Annotated in this window: 10 protein-coding genes and 1 pseudogene; 7 read left to right on the top strand and 4 right to left on the bottom strand. The window is 75.6% G+C overall.

Annotated elements, in window-relative coordinates:
* Both V6U82_RS02160 and V6U82_RS02155 read right to left on the bottom strand, forming a co-directional pair.
* On the bottom strand, positions 1-1,203 hold the full coding sequence (locus V6U82_RS02160) for a cytochrome P450 (protein WP_128137443.1): 1,203 nt from the start codon (positions 1,201-1,203) through the stop codon (positions 1-3).
* A 10-nt stretch (positions 1,204-1,213) separates the two neighbouring features.
* Entirely contained in the window at positions 1,214-2,377 is a 1,164-nt protein-coding gene (locus V6U82_RS02155; protein WP_334458845.1) for a nucleotide disphospho-sugar-binding domain-containing protein, read from the bottom strand.
* Between the two features lie 157 nt (positions 2,378-2,534).
* Between V6U82_RS02155 and V6U82_RS02150 the strand changes: the two genes are divergently transcribed.
* Positions 2,535-3,746, top strand: coding sequence for a cytochrome P450 (locus V6U82_RS02150; RefSeq protein ID WP_334458843.1), 1,212 nt, complete (start codon positions 2,535-2,537; stop codon positions 3,744-3,746).
* A gap of 7 nt (positions 3,747-3,753) precedes the next feature.
* Here the strand turns inward: V6U82_RS02150 and V6U82_RS02145 are convergent, their stop codons facing one another.
* Positions 3,754-4,617: a TauD/TfdA dioxygenase family protein gene (locus tag V6U82_RS02145; RefSeq protein WP_334458842.1), complete on the bottom strand. Its 864-nt coding sequence runs from the start codon at positions 4,615-4,617 to the stop codon at positions 3,754-3,756.
* Between the two features lie 161 nt (positions 4,618-4,778).
* On the opposite strand from V6U82_RS02145, the gene V6U82_RS02140 reads away from it, so the two are divergent.
* From V6U82_RS02140 to V6U82_RS02115, 6 genes and pseudogenes are all read left to right on the top strand, one after another.
* Positions 4,779-5,804, top strand: a complete 1,026-nt coding sequence (locus V6U82_RS02140) for a methyltransferase (RefSeq protein ID WP_334458841.1) — start codon at positions 4,779-4,781, stop codon at positions 5,802-5,804.
* Positions 5,805-6,054: 250 nt separating this feature from the next.
* Entirely contained in the window at positions 6,055-7,074 is a 1,020-nt protein-coding gene (locus V6U82_RS02135) for a polyprenyl synthetase family protein (protein ID WP_334458840.1), read from the top strand.
* Entirely contained in the window at positions 7,071-8,108 is a 1,038-nt protein-coding gene (locus V6U82_RS02130) for a UbiA family prenyltransferase (protein WP_334458838.1), read from the top strand. The genes V6U82_RS02135 and V6U82_RS02130 overlap by 4 nt, the downstream gene beginning before the upstream one ends.
* Positions 8,105-9,802 (top strand): prenyltransferase/squalene oxidase repeat-containing protein, encoded by a 1,698-nt coding sequence (locus tag V6U82_RS02125; RefSeq protein WP_334458836.1) that lies wholly within the window; start codon positions 8,105-8,107, stop codon positions 9,800-9,802. The genes V6U82_RS02130 and V6U82_RS02125 overlap by 4 nt, the downstream gene beginning before the upstream one ends.
* Positions 9,799-11,073 (top strand): FAD-dependent oxidoreductase, encoded by a 1,275-nt coding sequence (locus V6U82_RS02120; protein WP_334458834.1) that lies wholly within the window; start codon positions 9,799-9,801, stop codon positions 11,071-11,073. The genes V6U82_RS02125 and V6U82_RS02120 overlap by 4 nt, the downstream gene beginning before the upstream one ends.
* A pseudogene (locus V6U82_RS02115) lies at positions 11,070-12,005 on the top strand (aminotransferase class I/II-fold pyridoxal phosphate-dependent enzyme); the annotation flags it as partial. The gene V6U82_RS02120 and the pseudogene V6U82_RS02115, both read left to right, overlap by 4 nt.
* Here the strand turns inward: V6U82_RS02115 and V6U82_RS31540 are convergent.
* Positions 11,934-13,067, bottom strand: a complete 1,134-nt coding sequence (locus tag V6U82_RS31540; RefSeq protein ID WP_442933414.1) for a 2-hydroxy-acid oxidase — start codon at positions 13,065-13,067, stop codon at positions 11,934-11,936. The pseudogene V6U82_RS02115 and the gene V6U82_RS31540 sit on opposite strands and share 72 nt — an antisense overlap.
* Positions 13,068-13,071: the final 4 nt, after the last annotated feature.

The raw sequence follows: 13,071 nt of genomic DNA, 5'->3' as shown, positions 1-13,071 counted from the left end.
TCACCGGTCCCAGGCCACCGGCAGCGACTCCAGGCTGCGCACCACCAGCCCCGGCCGGAACCGCAGCTCCGACTCGTCGACCGCGAGCCGCAGCCCGGGCAGCCGCCGCAGCAGCGCGCCCAGCGCCTCCTGCAACTCCATCCGGGCCAGCGCCGCGCCCAGGCAGTGGTGCGGGCCGGCGCCGAACGCCAGGTGCGGGTTGTGCACGCGGGTCAGGTCGAGCGTGTCCGCGCCCGGGAACACCGTGGCGTCCCGGTTGGCCGACGCGATCGCCGGCAGCACCGCGGCGCCGGCCGGCAGGCGTACGCCGCCCAGCTCCACCTCCTCGGTCGTGACCCGGGGCAGCAGCACCCCGTTGTCGCCGAGCTGGATGAAGCGGGACAACTCCTCGACCGCCCGGGCGACCGCCACCGGATCGTCGCCGCGCAGCCCGCCGAGCTGCTCGGGATGTCGGGCCAGCACGAGCAGGAAAAGGTTGAGCTGGTTGGTGGTGGTCTCGTGTCCGCCCACGAAGATCCCGGCGGTGACCGAGACCAGCTCCCGTTCGGTCAGGTCGTCGTGCTCGTCCCAGACCGCGATGAGCGCGCTCATCAGGTCGTCGCCGGGCCGGCGGCGCCGCTGGTCGATCAGCTCGCGGAACGCCTCCAGCGCGGCCCGGGGCGCCTCGGGGTCGGCGTCCCAGTCGCCGACGAGCGCGTCCGACCACTGGCGTACCCGCTCCCGGTCCCGGTCGGGGATGCCGAACAGCGTGCTGATCACGGAGATCGGCAGAGGGCCGGAGACGTGCGTGATCAGGTCGGCCGGCGGACCGGCGGCCTCCAGGTCGTCGATCATCCGGTCGACGAGCGCCGCCACCTGCGGGCGCAGCTCCTCCACCCGGCGGACGGTGAACGCGTGCGAGACGGCCCGGCGCATCGTGGTGTGCCGCGGCGGGTCCATCCCGATCAGCGAGTCCTCCGCGAGCGAGCCGAGTTCCCGGGTCGGGCGGTTCGGCCCGGCCGCGGCGGCCCGGCTGAACCGCTGGTCGGTGAAGACCCGGCGCACGTCGGCGTGCCGGGTGGCCAGGTACGCGCACGCCCCGTCGGGCAGCTCGACCCGGGCCACCGGGCACGTCTCGCGCATCCGGGTGTAGTCCGGCGACGGGTGGTAGATCGTCGGAGCCGGCGCGAGCGGGTAGGTGATGGCCGGTGGCTCCTGCGTCATCTGCGACTCCTCAGATCGGGCCGCCCCGGGCCAGGGCGGCGAGCGTCGGCACGAGTTCGGCGGGGGAGGGCATGGCGTGGACCCGGTCACGCATCAGCGCCGCGGCCTGCCGCCGGGGGCCGTCGCCGACCAGCTCGCCGACGAGATCCCGTACCGCGGTGGCGGTGGCGCGCTCGTCCGCCAGCCAGGTGCCGGCGCCGGTGACCGCCAGCCGCCCGGCGTTGAAGTGCTGGTCGCTGACCTGCGGCAGGACGAGCTGTGGCACGCCGTACGTGAGCGCGGTCATGGTGGTGCCGGCCCCGCCCTGCTGCACCAGGGCGGCGCAGGTCGGCAGCACCAGCCGTACCGCCAGCGGCCCCTCGACCAGGCGGACCCGGGCCGGCAGCCGGCCCAGTCCCTCGTGCTGGCGCGGTTCGACCACCACGACGACCTCCACGTCGAGCCCGGCCACCGCCCGGATCACCCCGCCCAGGTCGAGCCGGTCGTGCAGCCCGGCACCGGCCATCATGGTGCCCGCCGTGACGCACACCCGGGGCCGGTCCGCCGGGCGGCGCAGCCAGTCCGGCACGACGGCCGGACCGTTGTACGGCACGAACCGCACCGGACGGCCGGGGCGCCGCATCGGCACCTGCATGGGCGGCGGCACCGGGTCGAGCGTCAGGACGCCGTCCAGCGGCACGTCGGCGGCGGGGAGCCCGAACCGGGCGGCCAGCGGCCCGACCACCTCGTCCGGGTCCAGGCGCAGCGTGGTCGAGGAGTCCGGCCCCCACAGGTTGAGCACGCCCGGCACGCCCAGCGCGGCGGCGGCCACCGGCGCGGCCAGGTTGAACGGTTCCCAGAGGACCAGGTCCGGCCGCCAGGAGCGGCCGTACGAGACCAGGTCGTCGAGGACGGCGGCGGCGAACCGGACCACCCCGCCGTCGGCGGTGATCGCCGGCTCGACGGCGCCGGCCGGCGCGGAACCACCGAGCGGGGCCACCGCGCCGATCCGGCCGGCGAACGCCTCGGCGAAGTCGACGTCCTCGCCCAGCGGTACGGCGGCGAGCCCGGCCGTGCTGATCGTGGCGGCCATCGACGGGTGACTGGCCACCCGAACCTCGTGGCCGGCGGCCTGCAACGCCCAGCCGAGCGGGACCAGGCTGTAGAAATGCGACCGCCAGCCCCACGTCGACATCAGAATTCGCAGCGGCGCAGTCAAATCCCACCAATCCGCGCGGCGAAACGGCAGCCCTGGAGAACCGATGCTAGGGGATCGACACCGGTACGCGGAAGGTCGCGGACGCATGCGACGGATATTGACGCCGGACTAACCGATGCTGGACTCTTAGCCGATGTCGGACGTGGACCGCGATCAGTCGGCCGGTGGCGCCGTGACAGTCAATTCCGGGCTACGTTCCTATCCGTTCGAACCGTTCACCGGCGACCTTCCCGCCGAGCTGCTGGAGATGGTCGTCGCCGAGCCGGTCAGCCGGGTGCGGTTGCCGGACGGGCGGGCGGCCTGGCTCGTGCTGAGCTACGAGCACTGCTGCACCGTCCTGGCCGACCCCCGGTTCTCCCGGCTCCCGCTGGGCGCGACCACCACGCCGGACGGCGGCGGTCCCCGGGAGTTGAACATGGACGGCCCGGCGCACGCGGCGGTGCGGCGGGTGGCCGGTCGCGCGTTCACCGCCCGGCGCATCGAGACGTTCCGGCCCCGGGTGCAGCGGCTGGTGGACGAGCTGGTCGACGCCATGCTCGCCGGGCCGCGCCCGGCCGACGTGGTGGCCGGGCTGGTGGCGCCGCTGCCGGTGCTCGTGGTGTGCGACGTGCTCGGCGTCCCGGCCGCCGACCGGCCCCGGTTCTACGCCTGGATCGAGGGGCTGAACTCGGTGACCGCGTACGGCTCGGCCGCCGCCGCGACCGCGCAGGCCGAGCTGCGTGACTACCTGGCCGGTCAGCTCGCGCGCAAGCGGGCCGAGCCCGGCGACGACCTGCTCTCGGCCTGGGTCCGCGGCGCAGGCGCGCACGAGCTGGCCGACGCCGAACTGGTCGAGCTGGCCATGGGCGTGCTGCTCGGCGGGCTGGAGATCAACTCCACGAGCGCCGGCCTGCTCGCGCTGTTCCAGCACCCGGAGCAGTTGGCGAAGCTGCGCGCCGCGCCGGGCAAGCTCTCCGCGGCCACCGACGAGATCCTGCGCTACACGTCGGTGAGCGCCATGTTCCGGGTGCAGGTGGTCCGCGAGGACCTGGTCCTCGGCGGGGTCGCGATGCGGGCCGGCGACTGCGTGATGGCGATCCCGTGGGCCGGCAACCGCGATCCCCGGTTCTTCCCCGAGCCGAACGTCTTCGACATCGACCGCCGGCCCGGCGTACCGCACCTGACGTTCGGCTTCGGGCCGCACTTCTGCCTCGGCACGGCGCTGGGCCGGATGCAGGTGGAGCTGTCGCTCGGCGCGCTGCTGACCCGGATGCCGGCGCTGTCGCCGGCGGTGCCGCCGGCGGAGATCCCGTGGCGGCACGACCGGATGAACGGCGGTATCGCCTCCTTCCCGGTCACCTGGTGACCGGCGGTCAGTAGCTCTCCACCGCGTTGACCCGGCCCGGCCAGTAGCGCTCGCCGGGCGCCGGGACGTAGTGCTCCCATCGGGGCGCGTCTCCCGTCGGGTGGTCGCCGAGCACGGTGATCCGCTGCCCGCGCCGCAGCCCGTCGTAGTCGTTGACGGCGTAGTGCTGGGTGACCCGGTTGTCCCACACCGCGACGTCCCCGGTCCGCCAGCGGTAGCGGCAGGTGAACTGAGGGCTCTCGGAGAAGGTGAACAGGTGCTCCAGCAGCGCGTCGCTCTCGTTGCGGGTCAGCTGCGGGATGTGCGAGGTGAACAGCCGGTTGACGTACAGCGAGCGGCGGCCGGTCTCGGGGTGCACCCGGACCACCGGGTGTTCGGCGCGGCTGGTGAACTCGGTGCCGATCCGGATGACGTGGATGGCGGTCAGCCCGTCGAGCAGGTCACGCATCGGCGCGGAGAGCGCCTCGTAGACCCGGCACTGGTTGGTCCACATGGTGTCGCCGCCGACCTCGGGCAGCTGGATCAGGTGCAGGATCGAGGCGATCGGCGGGCTCTGGTGGAACGTCATGTCGGTGTGCCAGACGTCGACCTTGCCGCCGTCGGCGGAGTCGATGACGACGATCTCCGGGTGCCCCTCCAGCCGGGGCAGGTACGGGTGCAGCTCCACCTCGCCGAAGCGGCGGCCGAACGCGACGTGCGCCTGCGGCGTCAGCCCGGTCTGCCCGGCGAAGAAGACCACCTGGTGCTTGAGCAGCAGGTCGTGGATCAGCGCGAAGCCCTCGTCGGTGAGCGTGTTCAGGTCGATGCCGTGGACCTCGGCCCCCAGCGCGCCGGAGACGAGCCGCACCTCGGCCGCGATGGATGTGGTCATCGATGATCCCTCCGGTCTGCGCGCCACGGCTGGTCCGCGCATTGTTCCACGCCCATGAATGTCCTCACCAGCCGTCGTCGTTGACTCACCCGCCGTACGCCTGGAAGCATTCGCACCGGCGGGGGCGGCGGTGCCGGCCCGCGACGCGGGAGGAGGCGCCGGTGTCGATCGATGCCCCGATCGAGGGTGACGCGGGGGAGCGGCTCGACCGGCTCACCGACCTGGCCACCCCGTTCGCGGTACGCACGGCGGTGACGCTGCGCGTGCCGGACCGGATCGCCGCGGGCGTCACCGGTCTGGGTGAGCTGGCCGAGGCCTGCGGCGCGGACGCCGCCGCGCTGGGCCGCCTGCTGCGCTACCTCGTGCACCGGGGCGTGTTCGTCGAGGTGTCGCCGGACGTGTTCGGCCTGACCGACGTCGGCGAGCTGCTCTGCGACCGTGACGGCGGCGGCCACGGCGCCTACCTGGACCTCGGCGGTCTCGGCGCGCGGATGGACCTGGCCTGGACGGGTCTGCCGCACGCGATCCGCACCGGCGGGCCCGGCTACCGGGAGGTGCACGGGCGCGACTTCTGGGCCGACCTCGACGCCCACCCGGACCACCGGGCCTACTTCGACGCGCTGATGCTCAGCCAGCAGCGGTTCACCGCGCCGGAGGTCGCGGCGCTCTACCCCTGGCACGAGGTCGGGCACGTGGTCGACGTGGCCGGTGGCGCGGGCGGGCTGCTGCGGGAGGTGCTGGGCGCCCATCCGCACCTGCGGGGCACGCTCGTCGACCGCGACGAGCCGGTCGCCACCGCCGCCGCGACGTTCGCCGCGTGCGGCCTCGCCGACCGGGCCGAGGCCGTGGTCGGGGACTTCTTCGCCCCGCTGCCGCCCGGCGCCGACGTGTACGTGGTCTCCCGCGCGCTCACCGACTGGAGCGACGCCCACGCCACCGCGATCCTGCGGCGCTGCGCCGAGGCGGCCGGGAGCACGGGCCGGGTGCTCGTCATCGAGGTGCTGCCGACGGTGCCGCACGTGCCGCACCTGTCGCCGTACGACCTGCGGATGCTGGTGCTCGTCGGCGGGCGCGAGCGTGGGCTGCCCGAGTTCGCCGCGCTGGCCGCCGCCGCGGGGCTGGCGCCCCGGCGCACCTACCACGGCACCGACGGGCTGACGCTCATGGAGTTCGCCGCCGGCGCCTGAGCGGCCGGGCGAGTCGCACCTGTCCGGTGCCGTCCCGTGCGCCCGAAGATTGACGTATATGCATCGACATGGCGGCCGTGTGTCAAACGGCGGATTTCTCTGGGCATCGGTCAATGTGCTGAAGAATGCTGTCACGACATTTGCGGCCACCCATGTCCATGCGCATTTATCAATGGTTGTTCACGGGAGGACCGAGCGGTAACGTCTCGCGTGGCGACTAGCCGATCCCTGGCGAAAGGGTCGACGCGTCATGACGGTTGCTGGCTCCACGCGATATCCGCCCTTCATCGACGACCTGGCCCGCAGCGAATCGGGGCGGCTGCTGCGTGCCGAACTCGGCCGGCGGTGGCCGGAGACGCCCGACCGGCTCGACGCGATCGTGCGCTACGCGCTGCTGCCGGCGGGCAAGATGCTCCGCCCGATGATGACGCTGCACGCCGCCGAGGCGGTCGGCGGGTCGCCCCGGGACGTCCTCGCCGCCGCGCTCGGCACCGAGTACCTGCACGTCGCGACGCTCGTGCACGACGACATCATCGACGCCGACACGCTGCGCCGCGGCCGGCCCGCGGTCCCGGTCGCGTACGGCATCCCCGGCGCCATAGTGGCCGGCGACCACCTCATCTTCCACGCCTTCCGGGCCGTCGTGGAGGGCGGCCGGGCCGTGCCCCCGGCGTCGGTCGTCGCCGCCGTCACCGCGTTCGCCGAGGCGGGCCAGGACCTGTGCCGGGGCCAGGCGCTGGAGGAACGGCTCGTCGGCGACCTGGACGCGGGCGCCCGCTGGTACCCGGAGATGATCCGGCTCAAGACCGGCTCGCTGTTCCGCGCCGTGTGCCACATCGGCGCGCTGCTCGGCGGCGCCGACCCGCTGGTGTCGGCCGCGCTGGCCCGCTACGGCGAGCACGTCGGCACCGCGTTCCAGATCCGCGACGACCTGCTGTCCTATCTGTCCACCCCGGAACGGACCGGCAAACCGGCGACGAGCGACCTCAACAACGGTCGCCCCACCCTGCCGCTGCTGCTGGCGTACGACGCGGTCGGCGACGCGGCCCGGGTGGAGCTGCTGGCGGTGCTGCACCGGCGCGGCGCCGGCCCCGGCGACGTCGAGTGGGTCACCGCCCTGCTCCGCGACACCAGCGCGGTCGACGGCGCCCGGCGGCGGATGCTGGAGCACGCCGAGCGGGCCCGCGCCGAGCTGGCAGTGCTCACCCCGTCCGCGAGCGCGGACGTGCTCACCGGCATCGCGGCCTGGATGACGAGCGAGATGGCGTGAGCACGGCCGGCGCCGTGCGAGCACTACGGGCCCACGTGGAGACCTGGCGGCCCTACACCCTCTGGTACGTCGGTCTGGTCGGCCTGGCCGGCGCCGCGGTCGCCGGTGGACGACGCGACCCGTGGCTGCTGCTGTCGGCCTGGGCCGCGCCCACCGCCGGCTGGCTCGGCGGCCACTACCTCGGTGACTACTTCGACCGCGAGCTGGACGCCGGCAGCAAGCCGCACCGGCCGATCCCGTCCAGCCGGCTGGGCGCGGGCACGGCGCTGTGGTGCGGCAGCGCCTGCTTCGCCGCGCTCGGCGTCCTGGCCGTGCTCGGTGGCTGGGGCACCACGGTGGCGGCGCTGCTGGCCGGGTGCGGCATCGTCGCGTACAGCAGGTGGTTCAAGGCCCGGGGGATCGCCGGCAATTTGGTCCGCGGCGCGCTCGGCGCGGTCGCGCTCGGCTACGGCGCGCTCGCCGCCGGCCTCGCGCCGGACCGGGCCTGGGCGGTGCCGGTGCTGCTCGCGCTCGTCGTCGCGTTCTGGTCGCACGACGCGATGTCCAACCTGGTCGGCGCGCTGCGCGACATCGACGGTGACCGCGCCGGCGGCTACCGCACGCTGCCGGTGGGGCGGGGTGTGCCGGTGGCCGTGCGGACCGTGGTGGCGCTCTACGCCGTCACGATCGGCGCCGCCGTGGCCGCCGGACTGCTGGCCGGGCCGGGCACCCGCGTGCCGTACCTCGCCACGGTGCTCGTCGTCCTGGTCACCGGCGTCGTCGCGCTGGCCCCGCTGGTGGCGCGCCGCGACGGGATGCCCGTCCTGGTGGCGCTGCGCGCCCACTCGGTCCTGGTCGTCGAGCGGGTCGTGCTGGCCTCGGCGGCCGTCGGGCTCGGCCTCGGCGTCGCCGTGCAGCTCGCGCTCGCGCTGCCGATGGTGCTGCTGACCTGGCTGGCGCAGCGCGGCATGCGCGTCCGGCACGAACTCGGCCCGCCGGTCGCGGGCCTGACCCTCGCCACCCGCAGTCGACTGCCGCTGGAGGACGCGCCATGACCGCTGTGACCGCCGAGGCCGTCGGGAAGGCTCTCACCGACGGCGCCGAGGCGCTGTTCCGCCGCCGCCGACCCGACGGCGCCTTCGGTGACGACCCGCCCGCCTCGGTGCTCGGCACCGCCGGCGCGGTCGCCGCGCTGCACGCCGCCGACCCGTCCGGCTGCGCCCACCTGGTCGGCGCGGGAGCCGCCTGGCTGCGTCGCGCGCAGCACGACGACGGCGGATGGGGTGGCGTCGTGGGCGCCGGCACCGCTGTGGTGCCCACCGCGGTGGCGGTCGCGGCGCTGGCCCTGAGCGCGCCCTCGGACAGCGCCGACGCGATCGCGGCGGGCCGGGCCCGGCTGGCCGCGCTCGGCGGCGTCGACACGATCACCGATCCGGCCATCTCGCTGCTGTGCCGGCAACTGCTCACGATGGCCGGGATGACCGCCGAGGCCGGCCCGCTGCGCCGGCTGCCGCTGGAGATCGTCCTGTTCGACCGGGTACGCCGGCAGCGCCTGTCGTTCCGGACCGCGCCGTTCGTCGGGCTCGCGCTCATGCAGGCCGACATGCTGCCCGCGGGCCCGCTGCGCCGGGCCACGCTTCGCCGCGCGCGTCCGGCGGCGGTGCGGCTGCTGCGGTCGATCCACGACCACGAGGGCCGCACCGGCGCGCTCAGCGAGGATCCGTGGCCGGCCGCGCTCGTCCTGCTCGGCCTGGCCCGCAGCGGCGAGGCGCCCGACATCGCCCGCGCCGTCGTCGGCTGGCTGCGCCGGGCGGTACGCCCCGACGGCTCCTGGGACGCCGTCACCAACCTGGACCTCACCCGGTCCGGGTACGCGGCGACCGGGCTGATCGCGGCCGGCTACGCCGACGATCCCCGGCTGCACGCCACCCGGGACTTCCTCCACGCCACCCGCAAGACGGAGGCGTTCGAGGTGCTGGACGTGCCGCCGGGCGGGTGGAGCTACTCCAACGCCCGGGGCTGGCCGGTCACGCTGGAGTCGGCCGAGATCCTCTCCGCGCTCGCCGGCCTCCCCGGCGCCGGGGCCGACCCGGTGCTGCGCCAGGGACTGGCGTGGCTCGCCGGCCGCCAGGACAGCCGCGGTTCGTGGAGCCTGTGGGTCCGCGACACCCGGCTCGCCAACGACGGCCCCTGCCCGGCCATCACCAGCCAGGCGATCCTCGCGCTGCACGACGCCGGGCACCCCGACGACCATCCGGCGATCGCCCGGGCGGCGGCCTGGCTGCTGACCCGCGCCGCGCCCGACGGCACGTTCGAGAACCTCTGGTACCGCGATCACACCTCCGGCACCGCTGTGGTGGTCGCCGCGCTGTCCCGGGTCGGGCACGCCCGGCACGACGTGGTGCGCCGCGCGGCCCGGTGGCTGCGCGACACCCAGCTGCCCGACGGCTCGTGGGGCCCGGGCGACGGCACCGACGGCACCGTCGAGGAGACGTCCTGGGCGGTACAGGGCCTGCTCGCCACCGGCGATCCGGATACCGCCGACGCGGTCGACCGGGGCGTGGCCCGGCTGGTGGCCGCCGCCGGACCGGACGGCGCCTGGCCCGCCGCGCGGGTCTGCAACTACATCCGTCACCACATGCGGTACCCGAACGCGGTGATCACCCAGGCACTCGCGCTGCGGGCACTCGGTGAGTACCGCGCCGCCGCCGCGCGATCCGGCGCCGCACCGGGCGCGGTGGCCCGATGACCGCCGACGTCGTGGTGGCCGGCGCCGGCGCCGGCGGGCTGGCCTGCGCGCACGCGCTCGGCGCGCTCGGCCTGCGGGTGCTCGTGCTCGACCGGCAGCGCGCCCCCGCGTCGATCGCCAAGGGCGAGATCCTCCAGCCCGAGACGGTACGCATCCTCGACTCCTGGGGCGCGCTGGACGCGCTGCGGGCCACCGGTGCGCGCCCGGTCGGGCGGCTGGCCATCCGTGACGCGTACGGCGAGCCGTTGCTCTGCCTGGACTACGCCGGCCTGCCCGGGGCGTACCGGCAGATCCTCTGCGCCGACTACGGCGACCTGCGCGCGGTGCTCGCCGACAGGCTGCCCGCCACGGTGGAGGTCCGGTGGGGCGTGCGGGTGACCGGCGTCCGGCGCGACGGCGACGGCCGGGTCGGCGGCGTCCGGGCCCTCGTGGACGGCGCCGAGCGGGAGATCCCGTCGCCGCTCGTGGTCGCGGCCGACGGCATGTCCTCGCCGCTGCGCCGGGCGGCCGGGATCGCCGTGGAGCGCCGGGAGTACCCGCACGGCCTGGTCGCGTTCGACGTCGACGGCGCCGAGGTGGCCGACGAGGTGTCCGCATACCGCAGCGGCCGGGGACTCTGCCTGGTCTACCCGCTGCCGGGCGGGCGGTGCCGCCTCTACGTGCAGGTCACACCGGACGAGTTCCGGGGCCGGGTCGACCTGGACGCGTGGTGCGAGCGGCTGCTCGCCGACGTGCCGGCGATCCGCCCGCTGGGCCCGGCCGTGCGGGCGAGCCTGCGCCGGCGCCAGTTGCTCGCGGTCTACCGGCTGCGCAGCGCGCGCCTGGCCGTACCGGGGCTCGCGCTCGCCGGGGAGGCCGCCCACGCGGTGCACCCGATGGCGGCGCAGGGCGTCAACAGCTCCCTCGGCGACGCCGAGACACTCGCCGCCTGCCTGGCCGCCGAGGGCGGCGCGCCGGAACCGGCCGCCGTGGACCGGGCGCTGCGGGCGTTCGAGGCGGCGCGGCGGCCCCGGCTGGACCACGTCGCCACCGTCAGCCACAACGCCTCCCGCATGATCACCGCCGTGTCCGGGCTGCCGAAGCTGCTCGGCGCGCGGATGATGCGCCGCACCGCCGCCAACCCCCGGCTGCTCGGGCTCACCGCCGGCAACCTCTCCGGCACCGACGTCCGGCCGCTCTCCGCCGTCGACCGGCTGTACCAGCTCGGGCTGCTGGCCGACCGGCACGCGCACACCACGTCCCCACCGGTCCCGTCGGAAAGTGAGCGATGATGACGCCAGCCACCGCCCTCGGGACGCAACCGCCGGCCGACCTGTCCATGAACGAGACGCCATACCCGCCGTTACCGGGGGTGCGGCGGGTGGTCGAGGACGCCGCCGCGACGCTCCAGCGCTACCCGGACCGGCTGTCGTCGGCGCTCGTGGCCGCGCTGTCGGCGCGGCTCGGCGTGGGCCCGGAGTCGATCCTCGTCGGCCCCGGCTCGGCCGGACTGTGCCAGCACCTCGTGCAGTCCCTCGGGCCGCGCCCGGACGTCGTCCACCCGGCACTCTCCTTCGAGGGCTACCCGCTGATCATCGGCAACGCGGGCGCCCGCGCCGTGCCGGTCCCGATGGACGGGTACGACCACGACCTGCCCGCGATGGCGGACGCGGTCACCGAGCGGACCCGGTGCGTGCTGCTGTGCCACCCCAACAACCCGACCGGGGCGGCGTTGCGCCGCGACGACGTCGAGGCGTTCCTGGACCGGATCCCGGCCGACGTCCCGGTGATCGTGGACGAGGCGTACCGCGAGTTCGTCACCGACCCGCGCTCGCCGGACGGGATGGACCTGTACCGGGCGTACGGCAACGTCTGCGTGCTGCGCACGTTCTCCAAGGCGTACGGGCTGGCCGCGCTGCGCGTCGGGTACGCCGTGGTGCCGCCCCGGCTCACCCGGGCCGCCGCGCTCACCGGGGCGGTGTTCTTCCCGAGCGCGCTCGCCCAGGCGGCGGCGGTGGCGAGCCTGACGCCGGAGGTGGGCGCGGAACTGGCCCGGCGGTGCAGGGAGCTGGTGGCGGCACGTACCGGCCTGATCGGGGCGCTGCGCGGCCTCGGGCTCACCGTGGCGCCCAGCGAGGCCAACTTCGTGTGGCTACCGCTGGGGGAGCGGGCCGTGCCGTTCGCCGAGCGGGCCCGGGAGGCGGGCATCCTGGTGATGGCGCTGCCCGGCGCCGGGGTCCGGATCACCGTCGGCACCCCGGAGGCCAACGAGCGGCTGTGCGCGTTCGTGCGCGCCGCGCTCGCCGACGGGCTCTGACCGGCCGGCCGGCTCCAGCGCGACCACGCTCAGGTAGCCCAGGCCGGGCTCGTAGTCGGCCGCCACCACCGGCCGGGGCCGCGCCGCGTCCGCGGCCAGGCGGTCCAGCAGCGCCCACCAGAGGCCCGTGGACGGCTGCCCCGCCGGACCGGTGGTGACCGCGTCGCCGCCGGGACCGGGCCACGCCGCCGCGAGGTCCACGCCGAGCACGACCGCGACATCGGTACGTCCGGCCGTCAGCTCGCGCACCTCGGCCGCCGCGAGCGCGGCGACATCACCGGGGCCGACGTCCGCGTGCTGGCGCAGCGCGGTCGCCCGCGCGCCGCGGCCGAGCCCGATCCGCTCGGGACCGCCGGCCTCACCGTCGCTGTCGTCGCCTGTCGCGCCGTTGTCGCCGTGCCGCGCGGTGTCCCCGGTTCCGTCGCCGTCGCCGTCGCCGCTGCGAGTGCCGTCGTCGGCGAGCGCGGCGTAGAGCATGGCCACGGCCCGGTGGCGGGCCGGTACGGGCACCACCGCGTCGTACGGCAGCACCGCCTGCTCGACCGTGACCAGCAGGGCACGGCGGCATCCGTACTCCCGGGCGATCCGCAGCCCGGTGAACGCCGCAGCGGATCCCTGGTCGCACAGCGCGAACGACATCGGCGTGCCCGGGCACACGTGACTGAGGTACGCCGCGGTGGCCCGCCCGGGCAGCATGTCGTGCACGGCGAACGCCAGCACCAGCAGGTCCACCGGCTCGTCCGGCGGCACGACGGCCGGGATCAGCTCGGCGGCCATCTCCCCGTACGACTGCCCGAGCGCCTCCGGCGGCGCGTCGGACAGACCGCCGGGCACCCGCAGCCCGTACGGCCGGGTCAGGTCCGCCAGGTACTCGGCGGCACGGGCGCGCAGCACGGGGTCGCCGAGCAGCACGGCCGGGCCGGTGACGGTGTGCCGCGCGGCCCGCAGCAGGCGCAGCCCGCCGTCCATGGTG

Origin of the sequence: Micromonospora sp. CPCC 205554 (assembly GCF_036902745.1) — a bacterium.
GTDB lineage: Bacteria > Actinomycetota > Actinomycetes > Mycobacteriales > Micromonosporaceae > Micromonospora > Micromonospora tulbaghiae.
The sequence above is the reverse complement of the archived record's forward strand: the minus strand, read 5'-3'. Positions and strand labels throughout refer to the sequence as shown.

Bases quoted from the DNA above. Each gene is read 5' to 3' on its own strand.
- V6U82_RS02135 (WP_334458840.1), top strand. From the start codon at position 6,055: ATGACGGTTGCTGGCTCCACGCGATATCCGCCCTTCATCGACGACCTG.
- V6U82_RS02160 (WP_128137443.1), bottom strand. From the start codon at position 1,203: ATGACGCAGGAGCCACCGGCCATCACCTACCCGCTCGCGCCGGCTCCG.
- V6U82_RS31540 (WP_442933414.1), bottom strand. From the start codon at position 13,067: ATGGACGGCGGGCTGCGCCTGCTGCGGGCCGCGCGGCACACCGTCACC.
- V6U82_RS02120 (WP_334458834.1), top strand. From the start codon at position 9,799: ATGACCGCCGACGTCGTGGTGGCCGGCGCCGGCGCCGGCGGGCTGGCC.
- V6U82_RS02125 (WP_334458836.1), top strand. From the start codon at position 8,105: ATGACCGCTGTGACCGCCGAGGCCGTCGGGAAGGCTCTCACCGACGGC.
- V6U82_RS02150 (WP_334458843.1), top strand. From the start codon at position 2,535: ATGTCGGACGTGGACCGCGATCAGTCGGCCGGTGGCGCCGTGACAGTC.
- V6U82_RS02155 (WP_334458845.1), bottom strand. From the start codon at position 2,377: ATGTCGACGTGGGGCTGGCGGTCGCATTTCTACAGCCTGGTCCCGCTC.
- V6U82_RS02145 (WP_334458842.1), bottom strand. From the start codon at position 4,617: ATGACCACATCCATCGCGGCCGAGGTGCGGCTCGTCTCCGGCGCGCTG.